The sequence below is a fragment of the Dongia sp. agr-C8 genome, from assembly GCF_054658695.1.
On record NZ_BAAGHZ010000005.1, the window covers coordinates 506,799 to 524,046 of the forward strand.

Genomic DNA, 17,248 nt, shown 5'->3' on the forward strand with positions numbered 1-17,248 from the left:
CCCGGGAACCGGATAGAGGACGAAGGATGCGGATTCTGCTGGTCGAGGATGAGCTGGACATGGCGAGTGCGCTCGGCGACGCCCTGTCGAAGCACAACATCGTAATCGATCACGTCGCGACGCTGGCCGATGCGCGGGAAGCCGCCCATCTGCATTCCTACGACGCGATCCTCCTGGACCGGCAGCTGACGGATGGGGAAGGCCTCCGGCTCATTCCGGAGCTCCGTGCCGGCAGCATCGACACTCCGATCATCGTGCTCACGGCACATAACGACCACGAGGGTCGCATCCGGGGCCTGGACCTCGGTGCCGACGACTATATGGGAAAGCCCTTCGTCGTCGAGGAGCTGATCGCGCGGCTTCGGGCGGTGCTCCGCCGGCAGCCACAGCTCGTTTTGGACATCATCACGGCTGGCCGACTATCCTTCGAAGTGTCGCACATGGAGCCGTCGCTCGACGGCAAGCCGCTCATTCTGCCGCGCCGCGAGCTCCTGGTGCTGGCGGCGCTGATGCGGCGAATCGGCCGGACGGTCACCCGCGAGTCGCTGGCCAACGCGGTCTACAATTTCGACGCCGAGATCCAATCGAATGCGCTGGATTCCCATGTCTCACGCCTCAGGAAGAAGCTGGCCGACCTCGATTCCGGCGTCGCGATCCATACGATCCGCGGCGTCGGCTATCTCCTGAAAGCGGTGGAATGACACGCTATAGCCTCAGATGGCGAATCGTCTGGCCGCTGATGGCGGTCCTGACCGTGGTGATGGTCGCGGTCACGTTAGGCCTCTACATCCATTTCATGACGGTCTTCACGAACAGCCGCTCCGTCGACGAGACAATTTTGCCGCATATCGCGGATTCGGTCCGTCAAGACGGCGCCAATCAGCTTCAGCTGTTACCAACACCGCAACTCCAAAGCATCCTCGAGGAAAGCCCGGCCATCTGGTTCATCGCGCGCGCTGAAGACGGACGCGAGGTCCGCCATGGCCAGGTGCCCGACGCGCTGGCGGCACTTGCCGGCCGGATGGATAGCATTCTCGACGCGGATATCCGGGCCGATGACGATGCGCTGCTGACTTCCGAGATCGTGCGTTGGCCTTCGCCGGTCGGCAACCTCCGCATCATGTTCGGTGGCCGCATGCAAAAGGACTCCTTCGCGTTCTTCCTTTTCAAGAGACTGAAGATCGTCTTCTTCCCTTTTCTCGGCTTTACCTTGATCGCCGCATTCCTGGTGGTGCCGATCCTGGTCAAGCGCGCACTGGCAGGCCTGAGTCGCACGACCGAAATCGCCGCCAGCATCGACATCGATCGTCGCGGCCAGCGGCTTCCTCTCGACGATGTGCCGGCAGAGCTCCTACCGCTCGTCACCGCCGTCAACACGGCGTTGGCCCGGCTGGATCACGGCTATACGCAGCAGCGGCGCTTCCTGGCCGACGCCGCGCATGAGCTGCGCACGCCCATCGCCATCCTGCAAACCAATCTGGAGGCGCTGCCGACCGGCCGGCAGCAGCAGAAGCTGCTGAACGACGTGGGCCGTCTCGGCAACACCGCGGAGCAGCTGCTCGATCTCCATCGCATGGACAACAGCAGGCTCAGCATGCAGGAGGTCGACCTGGTGCAGCTCTGCAGGTCGGTTACCGGGGATCTCGCCCCCAATGCCATTGCGGCGGGCTATGAGCTTTCCTTCTCCGCCGACCGCGATCAAATCGTCATCCATGGGGATGCCGGCGCGCTGGAGCGCGTGGTCTCGAATCTGGTGCGGAATGCGATCGAGCACGGCGGCGGACAAGGCTCGATCCGGGTCATGGTCGCCCACCCCAACGTCATCGAAGTCACGGATGACGGGCCGGGCATACCGGCCGAACAATCGGACGAGATCTTCGAGCCGTTCTACCGGATCTCACCCAAACGCAAGGGTGCCGGACTCGGGCTGAACCTGGTCAAGGAAATCGTGCAGCGCCACGACGGCCAGGTGAGCCTGGTGCCGAGCGAACGGGGCGCGCACTTCCGGGTGAGCCTGTCACCGCCTGCGGAGAAGGCCGACTAGAAGTCCCAGCTGCGATCGAGCCAGTAGTCGATCTTCCGCCCGCGGCCGATGTTGAATTTCTTCGCCAGCTTGCGGGTCAGCTTGCCGAGCCAGTCGGCGCGCTGCATCAAGCTCGGCGTCGGCTTCTTGCTGACGACCAGGGCGATCAGTTCGTCGCGCTCGGCGGCATTCAGCAGCTTGCGCTCATGCATGGTCTCGATGAACCAGAGCGCCTCGTCGAGGCAGCGGTAGACGATCAGGATCAGCAGGTATTTCAGGCACCAGGCCTTGTCGCCGCGGGCGAGAATCTCCTCGACCGGACGGAAGTAGAGCGCATCGCCCGCCACCAGCCGGCAGGAGATGTCGCGGCGGTTGCGCGAAACGTTCAGGTACTTCTTGAGATAGGCGTTCTCGACGCCGTCCTTCACCCGGTAGCGCCGGTCGGGCAGCAGGTCGAACAGCTCGAAGCCGCGGCCGCGCATGAAGGCGTCGACCGCGCCGAACAAGGGCTGGCCGAGATTGTACTCGACGAACTCGACCTCGACCTGCAGCGCCAGCAGGTCGGACCAGTGCTTCTCGGACATCGACTTCAGGACGTCGAGCTCGGCGCCCTGGATGTCGAGCTTGATCAGGTTCGGGTTCGGCCGCTGATACTTGTCGAGGCAGTCGCTGATCGACATGACCTCGATATCGACGACCTTCTCCAGCTTGCCGTACTGGCCCGGCGCATAGCGCTCCATGATCTCGGGATTCGGCGGAAACAGCGAGGAGCTCGACGCCTTCTTCACGACGTAGAGCTTGGCCGGGCCGGTCTTGGCGCCGAGGCCAAAGGCGTACCAATGCTCGCCGGGGCGGTTGGCGGCCTTTTCCTTCTCGCAGGCGACCGGATCGGGCTCGAAGGCCTCGGTCTCCATCAGGGACTTGAACGGCAGCCAGTTGCGCTGCACGCCGCCGCGGGCGCCGACATCGATGCATTTCAGCGTGTCGGCGGTGAGGGTACGGCTCAGCAGGTCGTCCATGCGCGGGCTTTCCGGTGGAAAGCCCAGGGAGTTAATTGAGTGGGGGCGGTTCGTCAACCAGCGGGTCGGGCCGGCGACACGCCGCCGCGCCTGGAGAAGGCCGGTTTCCTTGACAATTCCGCCCCTCGGCCCTATCCAGGCCGGCATTCCCGCCTTCCCCGGCAGCGACTGGATTTTTCACCCTTCATGCCTTTCCGACTGATCGCTCGCCTCGACATCAAGGGCCCCAATCTCGTCAAGGGCATCCATCTCGAAGGGCTGCGGGTCCTCGGCCGCCCGGCGGCCTTTGCCCGCAAATATTATGAAGACGGAGTCGACGAACTCTTCTATCAGGACGCGGTCGCCAGCCTTTACGGCCGCAACAGCCTGCTGGAGATCGTCAAGGAGACGGCGCGGGAGATCTTCATCCCGCTCTGCGTCGGCGGCGGCATCCGCACCCGGCAGGACGTCTACAACGTGCTGCGCGCCGGGGCCGACAAGGTCGCGATCAACACCGCGGCGATCGAGCGGCCGGAGTTCATCAAGGAAGTCGCCGAGGAATTCGGCTCCTCGACCATCGTCGCCGTGGTTGAGGCGATCCGCCAGCCCGACGGCGGCACTCTCTGCTTCACCAATTGCGGCCGCGAATATACCGGGGTCGAGTCGGTCGCCTGGGCCAAACGCCTGGCCGAGCTTGGCGCCGGCGAGATCGTGGTCACCTCGGTCGATCGCGAAGGCACCGGCCGCGGCTTCGACGTGGACCTGACCCGCCGAATTTCCGAGGTGGTGCCGATCCCGGTCATCGCCCATGGCGGCTGCGGCTCGGTCCAACACGCGCTGGACGTGGTGCAGAAGGGCCATGCGGATGCGATCGCCCTCGCCTCGATCCTGCATTACGACGCGGTGAAGAAGATCCCGGTCGACCTCGATGAATTCGCGGACGAGGGCAATACGGAGTTCCTGCGCCATCACCGCATGGACGGGTTCAAGCTGGTCGCCAGCACGACGGTGCAGGATTTGAAGGCGAAGCTCGCCGCCGGTGGCTTGCAGCCGCGCATGACCGAGGCGGCATGATGTCCAGCAAGCAGCCGCCCCATAAATCCCCTCGGGTCGCCATCATCGATTTCGATCTCGGCAACCTGTTCAGCGTGGCGCAGGCCTGCCTGAAGGCCGGCATCGACGCCGAGATCACCCATGACCCGAAGACCGTCGCCGCGGCCGATGCGCTGATCCTGCCCGGCGTCGGCGGTTTCCCCAAGGCGATGGAATCGCTGAACCGCCGCGGCCTGGTGGCGCCGATCAAGGACGCCGCCGCCGCGGGCAAGCCGATCGTCGGGATCTGCCTCGGCATGCAGCTGCTGATGGAGAGCAGCACCGAGTTCGGCAGCACGCCGGGCCTGGGGCTGATCGAAGGCAGCGTGGTGAAGCTGCCGGAGGTCCCCGGCCCGAACCACCGCAACCTGCCGATCCCCAATGTCGGCTGGAGCCCGGTAGCGCCGGTCCGCAACGGCCTGCCCTGGCGCGGCACGCCCTTGGGCGAGACGGCGCCGGGCGCGATGTTCTATTTCGTGCATTCCTTCTTCGTGCAGCCGAAGCGGGTGCAGGACGAGCTCGCGCAGACCGCCTTCGGCACAACGACGATCTGCGCCGCGGTCGGCCGCGACAACATCTTCGGCATGCAGTTCCACCCGGAGCGCAGCGGCGCGGTGGGACTCAACGTCTACAAGACCATCGACCGGATCACCCGAGGAAGCCGAGCGTGAGCCAACCCCTGGAAGCCTATTACGGCCTGCCGCGCGAGGTCGTGTTCTGCAAGCGCTGCCTGATGTCCAATCAGCGGCCCTCCTCCTATCCGGAATTCAAGCACACCAAGAACCGGATCACGCCGACCCTGAAGATCGACGCCGAGGGCGTCTGCGACGCCTGCCGCTGGAACGAGTGGAAGCGGACCCAGGTGATCGACTGGGAAGCGCGCGAAAAGGAACTGCTGAAGCTGCTGGACAAGCACCGCCGCACCGACGGCGGCTATGACTGCGTCTGCCCGGGGTCCGGCGGCAAGGACAGCGTCTATGCGGCGCATGTGCTGCGCTACAAATACGGCATGAATCCGCTGACCGTGACCTGGCCGCCGATTCTCTACACCGACATCGGCCTCAAGAACTTCCGCAACTGGCTGGACGTCGGCGGCTTCGACAACATCAGCTTCAAGCCCAATGGTCGGGTGCACCGCATCCTGACCCGGCTCGCGATCGAGAACCTGCTGCACCCGTTCCAGAGCTTCATCATCGGCCAGAAGAACCTGGCGCCGAAGCTGGCCGCCAAGTTCGACATTCCGCTGATCTTCTACGGCGAGAACGAGGCGGAATACGGCAACCCGATCGGCGACAACATGAGCTCGCTGCGGGACAAGTCCTACTTCACCTACCAGCATCTCGACGAGATGTATCTCGGCGGCGTCGCGGTCAAGGAGCTGCTCGAGCGCAACGACATGACGCTCACCGATATCAAGACCTACCTGCCGATCTCGGCCGACGAACTCGAGAATAAGCAGCTCGAAGTGCACTATCTCGGCTACTACCTGCCCTGGACCCCGCAGGAGACCTATTACTACGCGGTCGAGAATTGCGGCTTCCAGGCCAACCCGTCGCGCACCGAGGGCACCTACTCGAAGTACAACAGCCTCGACGACAAGATCGACGGCTTCCACTACTACACGACCTACATCAAGTTCGGCCTCGGCCGCGCCACCTACGATGCCTCGCAGGAAATCCGCAACCGGCACCTGACGCGCGAGGACGGCATCGCGCTGGTGAAGCGCTTCGACGGCGAATTCCCGCACCGCTACTTCCACGAGGTCATGGAGCATATCGAGATGGAGCCCGAGCGCTTCATCGAACTCTGCGACCAGTTCCGCTCGCCGCATCTCTGGAAGAAAGAAGGCGGGGACTGGAAGCTGCGGCACGTGCCCTGGGAGCAGTGAGCAGCTTCGTCGGATAGACCCGTCGACCCCTCACCCCAACCCTCTCCCGCAAGGGGAGAGGGGGCATTTCTCCGCGCTCTGCGCGTAAGCCATCTGAACCGTCTATAGCTTCAGCGAACAGAACCCCCCTCTCCCCCTGCGGGAGAGGGCGGGGTGAGGGGTCGCTCGGTCTGGCCTACTTCTTCGCGATGAAATGCCGGATGAAGGCCTCGACCTTTTGCGAGGCGCTCTGGTCCGGGGTGAAGGCGATGTGCTCGTTGAAACAGGCGAGGCGCTGCTCCGGCGTGCCGAGCGGCGGCAGCTTTCCGGCGATGGCGCGCTCCATCAGGTCGCGGAATTCCTCCGCCGAGCGCGGGAAGTAGATGCACTTCGCGTGTTCGGGCACGCTGTAGTGATAGAGGCAGGTATCCGGGTTCCTGAGCGCGTCCTTCCAGGCCGGCACGATCACCGCGCTGTCGAAGGAGAGCAGCGCTTCCGCGACCGCCAGCGAATTGCAGCCGACGACCGCCCGTGATTTCGGATAGAGGTCGACCAGCGACCAGTCGGAAGTCAGCTCGACCTTGGAATCCTTGATCTCCGGATAGAGCGCAAAGGCATCCACGTCCTCGTTGCTCTTCTTCAGCTTCAGCACGAAACGCAGGGCCGGCTCGCGCGCGGCAAGCGCCGTGAAGATTTCCGCCACGTCGCGGAAATTCTCCATCGCCTCGTAGATCTTGTAGGCGTAGGAGACGAGCGTGATGCAGTTCCGCTCCGCCGCCGGCACCGACTTCAGCCCGAGCCATTGGTCGAAGCGCGGGGCGCCGGTCACCTGAATTGCGCCGGGCGGATAGGCGCCGATCCGCTCCATGGTCGCCTTGGAGATTTCCGAATAGACCGCGACGCCGGTGCCCGAGTAGTGGAAGTTGGCCTTGGTGTAGTGGGCGAGCACGTTGGCGCGGTCCTGGGCGATCGTGTAGTTCTCGCGGCAGAGCACCAGGAAGGGAATGCCGAGCGCCTTGCAGCCGAGCCGCACCGCCTCGTCCTGCCAATAGTCGGTGTTCCCCGCCATCACCGCATCGAAGGGATGGGTCTTGGCCGCTTCCTTCAGGAAGGATTCGGCGAAGCGTTGCAGATGGGGACGGAAGGACGCCAGATCGCGGTTCAGCAGGTCGGTGAAGTAGGACTGGATCCGCCATTCCGGCGGGATCCATCGCTCCTGCGCTTTCTTGATGCGGGTCGTCGGCACGGTCACGAAGTTGATGTCGGTGCTGGCCCGCACCTCGCGCACGTCCTTGATGAAGGTCGCGCGCTTCAGGCAGAGCACGGTCGGCCGGCCCGGCTTCCAGGTGCTCCAGTCGATGCCCTCGGCGACCCTGCGCGCACGACGATCGAGCATGCCGGTCATCGATTCGAACGCGAGGCGCGCCAGAAAGAGCTGTTTGCGCAAGAGATTGCGCGGCGTCGGCTGCGGCACCGCCAGGGTACCGTAGATGTTCATCGGAATGGGCAGACGCTCGAACGGGCTGCTAGCCGACAAGATCGATCTCCTGGCGGGCGCGTTCGAGGTCTTCGATGCGGCCGATGTCGATCCAGTATTCGGTGACCGGGAAGGCGGTGACCCGGCGCTTCTCGGCGATCAATTCGCGCATGAGGTCGGGCATGTCGACCCGGCGCTGCGGCTGCAGCCGGTCGAACACCGTGGGGCTCAGCACATAGATGCCGCCGCTGATGAAGCATTCGTGGTTCGGCTTTTCCACGATCGACATCACCTCGCCGCCCTGGATTTCCGCCACGCCGTAGGGGATCTGGTGGCTGTAGCGCCGGACACAGAGTGTGAGGTCCGCACCGTGCTCCTGGTGGAAATCGACCAGGTTCTCGAAGTTGATCGTGGTGAGGAGGTCGCCGTTCATCACCACGAAGGGCAAGGTCGGGCGCTCCGGCAGCAGGCCGACCGCGCCGCCGGTGCCGAGCGGCTGGTCCTCGCGCAGATAGCGGATCTCGGCACCGAACCTGGCGCCGTCGCCGAAATGCGCTTCGACCAGGTCGGCGCGATAGTTGACCGAGATGAAGAACTTGCGGAAGCCCTGGGCGGTGAAGCGGTTGATGATGATCTCGAGCAAAGGCCGGTCGCCCACGGGGAGCAGCGGCTTCGGCATGTCCTCGGTCAAGGGGCGCAGCCGCTGGCCGAGGCCGCCCGCCATCAGCACCACCCAGTTGTCCTTCTCCGCGCCTTCGTAGAGCTCGACATCGCTTTCGAGCCCGACCAGGCGTCCGGTGTCATCGACCAGCGGCAGGTGATGGACGTCGTAGCGGCGAAGGAGTTCGATGAACTCGGCGCGGCTCAGCTTCTGGTGCGCCTTCTTGGGCTTGGTGTTCATCACCTGCGCGGCGGGCGAGTCGAGGTTGAGCCCGCGCAATAGACCGCGGCGGATGTCGCCGTCGGTCACCGTGCCGACCAGGTGTTCATTGCTGTCGACCACCAGGGCGATCTGCAGCGACGACTTGTCGATCACCTCCATGGCCTGGCGGATGGATTGGTCGCTGGTGAGGATCGCGGAACGCCAGTTCTTCATACGAATCTATCTCTGCGGGCCGGGCGCGATGCGCGCATTCGCGGGGACGTCGCGGGTGACGACGGCGCCGGCGGCGATCATCGCCTCGGCGCCGATCTTGATGTTCTGGATGACGATGGCGCCGGTGCCGAGATGGGCGCCGTGGCCGACCTCGACCGTGCCGGAAAGGACGACGCCGGGCGCCACATGCACGTGATCGCCGACGCGGCAGTCATGATCGAGCCGGGCGCCGGTGTTGACGATGCAGTTGACCCCGGTGCGCAGGCCGGGCTGCAGGATGGCGCCGGCCATGATCTGCGCGCCCTCGCCCAGCACGACGTCACCGGCAACGACCGCGCTCGGATGCGTGAAGGAGAGGATCTGGAAGCCGGCCGCTTTCGCCTCCTGGAACAGCCGCGGACGCGGGTTCTTCGCGCCGACATCGAGCGAGCCGACGCCCAGTGCAAGCTGCACCTCGCCCGGCTTCGCCTGGGAGAGATCCTTGCCGAGCCAGGCGACGCCCTGCGGCAGGGTGTCGGCAACTTCCGGCTTCGGGTCGATGACGCCGGCAATCACATGGCCGGCGCAGCGCAGCGCATCGATCACCACGCGGGCGTGACCGCCGCCCCCCAGAATCAGAACAGGTTTCGTCATGCCTCGATCGCTTCGTCGGCGGCGTAGGCGCGGCTCGCCTTGCGGCCGACCACTTCCCAGAGCCGGATCGGCGCGATGCCGTCGCCGGCGCGCTTCACGGTCAGATTGTCGAGCGAGAAGGCCTCGCCGCGGGAGATCGGGCGGGCCGCCACGATCGCCTTGCGCGCGACCTTGCGGGTCGACAGCTCGGCCGCGGTCGGCGCCTTGGCGGCTTCGCCCAGCGCGCGGCTGACCGCGCGGATCGCGTCCACCATCTGCTTGAACTCGGCGGTTTCGATCGAGGCCTTGTGATCGGGGCCGGGCAGCGACCGGTCGAGGGTGAAATGTTTCTCGATCACCCTGGCGCCGCGCGCGGCGGCGGCGATCGAGACCGCGATGCCGACGCTGTGGTCGGAATAGCCGGTCGGAATGCCGAAACGCTCGGCCAAGGTGTCCATGGCGCGGAGGTTGATGTCGTCCAGCTTGGCCGGATAGTCGCTGGTGCAATGGAGCAGCGTGATCTTCTTCGCCAAGGTCGCGCGCGCCGCCGGATCGGCGAAGGCGCGCTTGAACGAATCCGCGCCAGGCTCGCCCGGCTGGGTATAGCCGAAGGCGAGCACGCCCAAGGCATCCTCGACCTCATCCAAGGTCGCCATGCCGGTCGAGACGATGAGATCGGCGCCACTGCGCGCGAGCTGCAACAAGAGGGGCGCGTTGGTGAGATCGCCGGAGGAGACCTTGACCAGCTTCAAGCCAAGCGTCTTGGTCAGGAGATCGACGCTGTCCGGGTCGAAGGGCGTGGAGAGAAAGCCGATCCCCTTCGCCTTGCAGCGGGCGATCAGCGCCTCATGGGCGTCGCGGTCGAGCTCGAGGGCTTTCAGCATCTCGAACTGCGACTTCGATTCCGGGGCATTGCGGTTCTGGTAATCGGCCTTGGGGGCACTGGCGGTCACCAGCGCCTCGGCCTTGAAGGTCTGGAACTTGACGAGATCGGCCCCAGTCTCCGCCGCGGCATCGACCAGGCGCAGGGCCATCTCCGGAGAACCGTTGTGGTTCACACCGGCTTCCGCGATGACTATGACCCGATCGCTCGCCAAATCTCCCTCCGACGCCCCCGAAACCGGCCCAAAACCGGGCTCCGTTAACTTGTCGGCGCGCTCGGCCCATGCTTATACTCCGGCGCATTTTCTGTCACTACCGACTTGATTCTCGCGGAAAACCATGGCGGACGACCGGATTCTGGTAACCGGAGCCGACGGCTTCATCGGCTCGCATCTGACCGAGACCCTGGTGCGCCAGGGGGCGCGCGTTCGCGCCTTCTGCCTTTACAACAGCTTCGGCAGCCGCGGGCATCTCGACCGGCTGGATGAAGAGGTGAAGGCGCAAATCGACTTCTTCACCGGCGACATCCGCGATTCCGGCAGCGCCCGGGCGGCGGTCCAGGGCTGCGACATCGTGCTCCACCTGGCGGCCTTGATCGCCATCCCCTACTCCTATGCCGCCCCGCAGAGCTACGTGGACACCAACGTCAACGGCACGCTGAACCTGCTGAGCGCCGCCAAGGAGCTCGGGGTCAAGAAATTCGTCCATACCTCGACCTCCGAGGTCTACGGCACGGCGCAATACGTGCCGATCGACGAGAAGCATCCCTTGAACGCGCAGTCGCCCTATGCCGCCACCAAGGTCGGCGCCGACCAGATGGCGATCGCCTTCCAGCGGAGCTTCAATTTGCCGGTGGCGGTGATCCGGCCGTTCAACACCTTCGGGCCGCGGCAGTCGGCGCGCGCGGTGCTGCCGACCATCATCACCCAGATCGCCAGCGGCAAGAACGAGATCCGCTTGGGCAATCTCACGGCGACCCGCGACTTCTGCTACGTGAAGGACACGGTGGCCGGCTTCATCGCGGTGATGCGTTCGGAGAAGGCGGTCGGCGAAGTCACCAATATCGGCAGCGATTTCGAGGTCTCGATCGGCGCCGCCGCCGACATCATCGCGGAATTGATGGGCCGGAAGATTACCATCCGGGTCGATGAGGAACGCCTCAGGCCCGATGCGAGCGAGGTCGAGCGGCTCTGGGCCGCGACCGACAAGGCGAAGGCGCTGACCGACTGGAAGCCGCAATACGCGGGCCGCGAAGGCTTCCAGCGTGGCCTGACCGAGACGATCGCCTGGTTCAAGGATCCACGGAATCTCGAAGGGTATGACCCAAGCCGCTATCAAGTCTGAGCGCCAGGCCTCACCGGCGGAGATCGTCGCCGCGATCCGTTCGGTCGTCGGGCCGAGCGAGAAGCCGGTCCAGCTGCATGAGCCGAAATTCACCGGCAACGAATGGGCCTATGTGAAGGACTGCCTGGACAGCGGCTGGGTCTCCTATAACGGCGCCTATGTCGCGAAGTTCGAGCAGATGCTCTGCGACCTGACCGGCGCCGCCTCTTGCGCCGCGGTCGCCAACGGCACCGTCGCCATCGAAATCGCGCTGCGCGTCGCCGGCGTGAAGGCCGATGAAGAGGTGCTGTCGCCGAGCCTTACCTTCGTCGCCACCAACAACGCGATCGCCCATGTCGGCGCGGTGCCGCATTTCGTCGACAGCGACGAACGCACCTTGGGCATGGACCCGGATGCGCTCGGCCAGTATCTCGGCGACATCGCCGAGCTGACCGATGCCGGCGCGCGGCATCGCCGCAGCGGCCGGCGCCTGGCCGCGATCCTGCCGATGCATGTCTTCGGCCATCCGGTCGACATGGACGCGCTGAACGAGGTCGCCGCGCGCTGGCGCATCCCGGTGATCGAGGATGCGGCCGAGGCGATCGGCAGCACCTACAAGGGCCGCGGCTGCGGCAGCCTCGCGCCGATCGCGGCGATGAGCTTCAACGGCAACAAGATCGTCACCACCGGCGGCGGCGGCGCGATCCTGTCGCGCGACCCGGAAGTCGGCAAGCGCATCCGTTATCTGACGACGACGGCGAAGCAGCCGCATCCCTGGGAGTTCATCCACGACGAGGTGGCCTGGAACTTCCGCCTGCCCAACATCAACGCCGCCATGGGCTGCGCCGGGCTGGAGCAGCTGCCCGAGCTGCTGGCATCGAAGCGCCGGGTGCAGGAGCGCTATGAGGCGATCTTCGCCGGCATGCCGGGCGTCTCGGTGTTCCGCGAGCCGGCGGAAAGCCGCGGCAATTACTGGCTCTCGGCCTTGCTGCTGGATACGCCCGATCTCGCACGGCGCGACGCGATCCTGCAGGCCTGCCACGATGCCGGGCTGATGACCCGCGCCTGCTGGCGCCTGTCCCATCACCTGCCGATGTACAAGGACTGCCCGCGCATGCCGCTCGACGTCGCGGAAAGGCTGCAGCCGCGGATCATCAACCTGCCGAGCTCGCCCTTCCTCGGGCGCACATGATCAAGGGCATTCGCCAGATCTCGGTGGTGACCGGCAGCCGGGCGGATTACGGGCTGCTGGTCTGGCCGATCCGGCGGATCCAGGAGGAGCGATCCTTCCGGCTGACGGTGGTTGCGACCGGCATGCATCTGGCCGCGGAATTCGGCATGACGGTCGATCAGCTCGCGGCCGACGGCATCCCGGTGACCAAGCGGGTGCCGATCCTGGGCCAAGGCGACGACGCCAATGCCATGGCCGCCGCGATCGGCAAGGGCGTCGCCGGATTCGCGGAGGCTTTCGAAGAGCTGCGGCCCGATCTCGTGCTGCTGCTCGGCGACCGCTACGAGATCTTCGCCGCGGCGCAGGCGGCCTTCGTCAGGAAAATCCCGATCGCCCATCTGTGCGGCGGCGACGTGACCGACGGCGCGCTGGACGACGCCTTCCGGCATTCGATCAGCAAGATGGCGAGCCTGCATTTCCCGACCAATGCGGACGCGGCGCGCCGCCTGCGGCAGCTGGGCGAGGCGGAAGATCGGATCCATGCGGTCGGCAGCACCGGCATCGACGCGATCCTGCGCGCGCGCCAGATGAGTTCCGGGGCGCTGGAAGCATCGCTCGGCCACAAGCTCGGCGACCGCTACCTGCTGACGACCTTACATCCCGTCACGCTCGACGCGCTGCCGTCGCTGGATCAGCTGAACGAACTGCTGGCGGCGCTCGAGGCGATCGATCCGGCGATCGCCGTCGTGTTCACGCTCGCCAACGCCGACGCCGACGGGCGCGCGCTCAACGCGGCGATCGAGGGCTTTGCCAGGCGACGGCCGAACACATTCGCGCATGCCGCGCTCGGTCCGGAGCGCTATCTCAACCTGATGCGGCGGGCGGCGGCGGTGGTCGGGAATTCGTCCAGCGGACTCTACGAGGCGCCGAGCTTCGACGTGCCGACCGTGAATATCGGCCGGCGGCAGGAAGGCCGCCTGCGCGCGAAGTCGGTGATCGACTGCCCGCCGGAGCGCGAGGCGATCGGCGCGGCGATCCAGCAGGCGCTGGCCTTGCAGCTCAAGGGCACGGTCAACCCCTATGGCGACGGCGAAGCCTCGGAAAGAATCGTCGCGGTGCTGAAGGCGATCCCCGACTGGCCGGGCCTGGTCTACAAGAGGTTCCAGGACCTTCCGCTCTGTTAAGCCGTCATGCCCGGACCTGATCCGAGCATCTTGCGACGACGGCAGGAGATTGCCGGGTCAAGCCCGGCAATGACGCTGCATGGGTCAGTAGCCCCACATATGCTGCAGCGAGACCGCGCCGGCGTCGGACACGGTCACGATCTGGCAGTTGAGATCGGCATTCTTCGAGCCGACCAGCAGGGCGCCGTTGCCGGCCTGGCCGAGATGGCCAGCGAGATCGGGAATGACCTCGTCGATCCAGGCGAGGCGCCAGCCGAAGGGCGGCAGCGAGAAGCTCGCGCTCCGTCCCTGCCCGCGGCTGTTGAAGACGGTGACCTCGGCGGTGCCGTTGCGCTTGTAGTCGATGCTGCCGCTGCCATTGACCACCAGCAGGCCGGTGCGATAGCCGCCGCCGTGGCGCGCCCGGGCGAAGAGATTGGTGCGGCCGAAGACCGCGGCGCCGGGGCCGGCGAAGGTCGCCATGCCGGGCGCCACCACGCCGCAATTGCGCCAGCAGTTCTGGAACTCGGTGACGTCGCGGTCGCCGGTGCGGCGATTCTCGACGATGAGCTGGCTCAAGAGCTTGAAGCCGGCGCGGCGGGTCTTGATCGCCTGCCAGTCGGGCGTGACGATCGCGAGCTGCGCCCCGACCACGCCTTGGCGCTTCAGGATATCGGCCGGCGAAAACAGGCCGAGGCCGGGCTGTTCGTAGGCATGCTCGCCGAGAAACTTGCCGTCGCCGAAGGCGAAAATGCGGAACTGCCGCAGGCCGGGATTCGAGACATCGAAGTCGATCGCGTAATGCAGCGGGTCGCCGTCCTCGGCGATCGGCACCGGGAAGGGCTCGACCATGAAGCCGGCCTCGCGCAGGCGCGCGAGCTCGGCCAGCTCCTCGGCCCCGGCGCCCCAGTCGGTGCGCTCGGCGATCGGCACGGAGACGTGGTGATTGGCCGAGAGCGAGCCGCGGTGACCGTCGCCGACCGCCTGCTGGCCCTCGAAGCTGTACCAGAAGGAGCCGCCATAGCCGCGATACTTCCAGCCGAAGAAGGGCTCGGCGCCGCCGTTGCGGGTGAGCTTCACCTCCTCGACATAGGCCTCCGGCCGACGGGTGAGCCCGGTGGCGCCTTCGGCGCCGGTCACGGCGACGCTGCGCTCCTCGCCGAGGTCCCGGGCGTAGTTCGGGATGGTCAGCACGATGTCGCCGGCGCGCAGGCTTTCCTTGGCGGCGCGGAACTCGAATTTGTGGCTCGGGCTGCGCTTGAACTCGTGGGCGCTGTGCAGCGTGGTGAAGGAATCGCGCCAGAAGATGTCAGCGCAGACCCTGAGGCGATAGTGGCGGCCGCGGGTCAGGATCGGGTGTGCGACGAAGGCGGCGATGCAGGCGGCTTCGCTGCGCTTCGGGAAGAAATCCGAGAGGCGGACCACCAGCGATTCATTGGGCTGCAGGATTCGGGTGAAATGCCTGCGCTCGGTCCCGTGATAGACCTCGACGCGGAACAGCAGCGGGTCCTTGATGCCGAAGTAGTGCTGGAAGTGGTTGAACAGCAAGGCCTCGGCGTCCTCGGCCTCGCTCGGGACCGGCAAGGTGCCGCCGCAGAACTCCCAGTCCCTGCCGACCCAATGCACCGGCCGCGCGGGATCGACCTCGGCCATGCGCGCAACGGCGTGGCGGAAGGAGAGGCCGGCCTGGCTGCCGCCGCAGACCACGGCATCGAAGCCGGCGAAATCGACCTGATCCGGGTTGGCGGCGCCTTGCCGCAGCTCCTCGACCAGGCAGGAGGTCCAGGTGGTGGCAAGGCCCGCGGCCTTGGCCGTCACCGCATCGAAGAAGCCGCGATCGCCGGAGACCAGGATGCGCTGGGCCCGTTCGAGGGCGAGCCAGCCCAGCACCTGGTCGAGGGTCTGGTCGATCTTGGTGTCGCTGCCGGCGGGCAAGCCGGTCTTGGCCTTCTTCGGCTTGGCGAGGCCGATGCCCACGGCCAAGCGCTTCAACAGCCCGGTATCACGCCCGGTTGCTACCCCGCTCATCCTCATCCACTCCCAGCTATCCGCTATGGGCGGCGTTGTTGGCGGCATTGAAGCAGATTGACCGGGCTATTCCCAGCCTCTGCGACACTTGGCGGCAGACGCTATTTCCGCAGGAAGACCGCGAGTCGGGTCTGGATCGCCTGGGCAATCTGCGCGGCGGCGCGCTGCTGCGCATCGCGGCGCGAGGCGAGATCCATATAGGGCTCGCGCAGGATGTCGTAGCTGGTGACGATGTTGGCCACGTCCTTGAGGACCGTCTGTCCCTTGGCATCGTTCAGCTGGTATTCCGCGATCATGATCAGGTCTTCGCGCGTGGCCTGGCCGTTGCCGAGCGAGGCGGCGGCGCGGGTCTGCTGCTGCAGCTGGATCGCGAGATGATAGGCCGCGACGCTCGGCGGCCCGTAGGGGTTCAGCGCGTCCTTGAGATAGTTCTGCAGCAGTTGCGCCGCCCGCGAATCGTACAGCGCGTCGGTCGAGCCGTGCAGCGGATCGATGTTCGATTCCGGTGCCACCGGGTCAATCTTGATCTGGGCGAGCTCGGTGCTGACCCCGCCGGAGTTGGTGCTGGGCCCCGGCCGCTCATAGAGCGGCCGCCAGCCGCAGCCGCCGAGCAGCAGCGCGGCGCCCAATGCCAGCATCAGGCGGCGCCGTCCCAGGCGTCCGCTCGCCGCGGAATTCTCGATATCCCCCAATCGGTTCATGCCAGTCCCTGCCCGCACGTCGGGTGGTTCTATCATAGCGGACAGCCGCTTGTCATATCGACAGGGGAAGATGCGATCCGAGCATGAGGAGGTCGGAGAATCGCATGCCATCCCGCAACACCATCCGCCGCAGCGCCCTCCTGGCGCTGGCGGTGGGCGTCGCCGCCATGACGCCCTATGCCGTGAGCGAGGCGCAGGAGGCGCTGATCGAGCAGGCCATGACCAAGGGCGGCTATGTGATCTACCTGCGCCATGCCAGCCGGCTCTCGGGGCCGCGCGAGCTGTTCGGCGCCGATTCGCCGCTCGCCGCCTTCGCGGATTGCGGCCAGCAGCGCAACCTCACGGCGGCCGGGCGGGGCGAAGCGAAACACATCGGGCAGGCTTTCCAGTCCTTCGGCGTGCCGATCGGCGATGTCTATGCCCTGCCGCTCTGCCGCACCCGGGAGACTGCCCAGCTCGCCTTCGGCCATGCGCTGCTCCGGGCCAAGCTCTATGACCTCGCCTTCGTCAGCCGCATGCTGGCCGCGCCGCCCGCCGCCGGCACCAACACGGTGCTGGTGGACACCGAGGACCAGGTACGCCGGGTCGCCGGCGTCGAGCTCTCGCCCGGCGAGGCCGCGATCTTCCAACCCGACGGCAAGGGTGGATTCCGCTACGACGGCAAGCTCGACCAGGAGGACCTGATTCGCTAGGGTCCGGACTCAATTGATCCAGCACGTGAAGATGGCGGCGATATAGGCGCCGCTGAGGAAGTTTCTGGCAAGCTTGTCGTAACGGGTTGCGATGCGGCGCCAGTCTTTGAGCCTGCACCACAG

General features: G+C 66.0%; 16 protein-coding genes and 1 pseudogene. 9 read left to right on the forward strand and 8 right to left on the reverse strand.

Annotated elements, in window-relative coordinates:
* Positions 1 to 26 precede the first annotated feature (26 nt).
* Both ACYQ4T_RS26665 and ACYQ4T_RS26670 read left to right on the forward strand, forming a co-directional pair.
* Complete coding sequence (locus ACYQ4T_RS26665) at positions 27 to 701, forward strand: response regulator transcription factor (RefSeq protein ID WP_459859679.1); 675 nt, start codon at positions 27 to 29, stop codon at positions 699 to 701.
* Positions 698 to 2,044, forward strand: coding sequence for a sensor histidine kinase (locus tag ACYQ4T_RS26670; protein WP_459859680.1), 1,347 nt, complete (start codon positions 698 to 700; stop codon positions 2,042 to 2,044). Before ACYQ4T_RS26665 ends, ACYQ4T_RS26670 begins: the two co-directional genes overlap by 4 nt.
* On the opposite strand, the gene ACYQ4T_RS26675 is transcribed toward ACYQ4T_RS26670, so the two are convergent.
* Positions 2,041 to 3,042, reverse strand: coding sequence for an FkbM family methyltransferase (locus ACYQ4T_RS26675; RefSeq protein ID WP_459859681.1), 1,002 nt, complete (start codon positions 3,040 to 3,042; stop codon positions 2,041 to 2,043). The genes ACYQ4T_RS26670 and ACYQ4T_RS26675 overlap by 4 nt on opposite strands.
* A 186-nt stretch (positions 3,043 to 3,228) precedes the next feature.
* On the opposite strand from ACYQ4T_RS26675, the gene hisF reads away from it, so the two are divergent.
* The 3 genes from hisF to ACYQ4T_RS26690 are packed head-to-tail and all read left to right on the forward strand — an operon-like array spanning position 3,229 to position 6,001.
* The gene (gene hisF, locus ACYQ4T_RS26680; RefSeq protein ID WP_459859682.1) at positions 3,229 to 4,095 is read left to right on the forward strand and encodes an imidazole glycerol phosphate synthase subunit HisF; all 867 of its coding nucleotides are present in this window, start codon (positions 3,229 to 3,231) and stop codon (positions 4,093 to 4,095) included.
* Positions 4,092 to 4,784 (forward strand): imidazole glycerol phosphate synthase subunit HisH, encoded by a 693-nt coding sequence (hisH, locus tag ACYQ4T_RS26685; RefSeq protein WP_459859683.1) that lies wholly within the window; start codon positions 4,092 to 4,094, stop codon positions 4,782 to 4,784. Before hisF ends, hisH begins: the two co-directional genes overlap by 4 nt.
* On the forward strand, positions 4,781 to 6,001 hold the full coding sequence (locus ACYQ4T_RS26690; protein ID WP_459859684.1) for an N-acetyl sugar amidotransferase: 1,221 nt from the start codon (positions 4,781 to 4,783) through the stop codon (positions 5,999 to 6,001). Before hisH ends, ACYQ4T_RS26690 begins: the two co-directional genes overlap by 4 nt.
* A 175-nt stretch (positions 6,002 to 6,176) precedes the next feature.
* Here the strand turns inward: ACYQ4T_RS26690 and ACYQ4T_RS26695 are convergent, their stop codons facing one another.
* Genes ACYQ4T_RS26695 through neuB form a run of 4 tightly spaced genes read right to left on the reverse strand, consistent with a single transcriptional unit; the run spans position 6,177 to position 10,262 of the window.
* Positions 6,177 to 7,517 carry a hypothetical protein gene (locus tag ACYQ4T_RS26695; protein ID WP_459859685.1) on the reverse strand — a complete coding sequence of 447 codons (1,341 nt, stop codon included), beginning with the start codon at positions 7,515 to 7,517 and terminating at the stop codon, positions 6,177 to 6,179.
* Entirely contained in the window at positions 7,507 to 8,553 is a 1,047-nt protein-coding gene (locus ACYQ4T_RS26700; protein ID WP_459859686.1) for a nucleotidyltransferase family protein, read from the reverse strand. Before ACYQ4T_RS26700 ends, ACYQ4T_RS26695 begins: the two co-directional genes overlap by 11 nt.
* 6 nt (positions 8,554 to 8,559) lie before the next feature.
* Positions 8,560 to 9,186, reverse strand: coding sequence for an acetyltransferase (locus ACYQ4T_RS26705; RefSeq protein ID WP_459859687.1), 627 nt, complete (start codon positions 9,184 to 9,186; stop codon positions 8,560 to 8,562).
* Positions 9,183 to 10,262, reverse strand: a complete 1,080-nt coding sequence (gene neuB, locus ACYQ4T_RS26710; protein ID WP_459859688.1) for an N-acetylneuraminate synthase — start codon at positions 10,260 to 10,262, stop codon at positions 9,183 to 9,185. The genes ACYQ4T_RS26705 and neuB overlap by 4 nt, the downstream gene beginning before the upstream one ends.
* A gap of 124 nt (positions 10,263 to 10,386) precedes the next feature.
* On the opposite strand from neuB, the gene ACYQ4T_RS26715 reads away from it, so the two are divergent.
* The 3 genes from ACYQ4T_RS26715 to neuC are packed head-to-tail and all read left to right on the forward strand — an operon-like array spanning position 10,387 to position 13,725.
* Positions 10,387 to 11,391, forward strand: coding sequence for an NAD-dependent 4,6-dehydratase LegB (locus ACYQ4T_RS26715; RefSeq protein ID WP_459859689.1), 1,005 nt, complete (start codon positions 10,387 to 10,389; stop codon positions 11,389 to 11,391).
* A complete protein-coding gene (locus tag ACYQ4T_RS26720; protein ID WP_459859690.1) occupies positions 11,366 to 12,562 on the forward strand; it encodes a LegC family aminotransferase in 1,197 nt (398 codons plus the stop codon). The genes ACYQ4T_RS26715 and ACYQ4T_RS26720 overlap by 26 nt, the downstream gene beginning before the upstream one ends.
* Positions 12,559 to 13,725 (forward strand): UDP-N-acetylglucosamine 2-epimerase, encoded by a 1,167-nt coding sequence (neuC, locus tag ACYQ4T_RS26725; RefSeq protein ID WP_459859691.1) that lies wholly within the window; start codon positions 12,559 to 12,561, stop codon positions 13,723 to 13,725. The genes ACYQ4T_RS26720 and neuC overlap by 4 nt, the downstream gene beginning before the upstream one ends.
* Positions 13,726 to 13,809: 84 nt before the next feature.
* Here the strand turns inward: neuC and ACYQ4T_RS26730 are convergent, their stop codons facing one another.
* Together ACYQ4T_RS26730 and lptE are read right to left on the reverse strand one after the other, a co-directional pair.
* Complete coding sequence (locus ACYQ4T_RS26730) at positions 13,810 to 15,732, reverse strand: hypothetical protein (protein ID WP_459859692.1); 1,923 nt, start codon at positions 15,730 to 15,732, stop codon at positions 13,810 to 13,812.
* A gap of 101 nt (positions 15,733 to 15,833) precedes the next feature.
* Positions 15,834 to 16,433 (reverse strand): LPS assembly lipoprotein LptE, encoded by a 600-nt coding sequence (gene lptE / locus ACYQ4T_RS26735; RefSeq protein ID WP_459859693.1) that lies wholly within the window; start codon positions 16,431 to 16,433, stop codon positions 15,834 to 15,836.
* Between the two features lie 104 nt (positions 16,434 to 16,537).
* On the opposite strand from lptE, the gene ACYQ4T_RS26740 reads away from it, so the two are divergent.
* Positions 16,538 to 17,125 (forward strand): histidine phosphatase family protein, encoded by a 588-nt coding sequence (locus ACYQ4T_RS26740; protein ID WP_459859694.1) that lies wholly within the window; start codon positions 16,538 to 16,540, stop codon positions 17,123 to 17,125.
* Between the two features lie 9 nt (positions 17,126 to 17,134).
* On the opposite strand, the pseudogene ACYQ4T_RS26745 reads toward ACYQ4T_RS26740, so the two are convergent.
* Positions 17,135 to 17,248: pseudogene (locus ACYQ4T_RS26745) on the reverse strand (IS5/IS1182 family transposase); the annotation flags it as partial.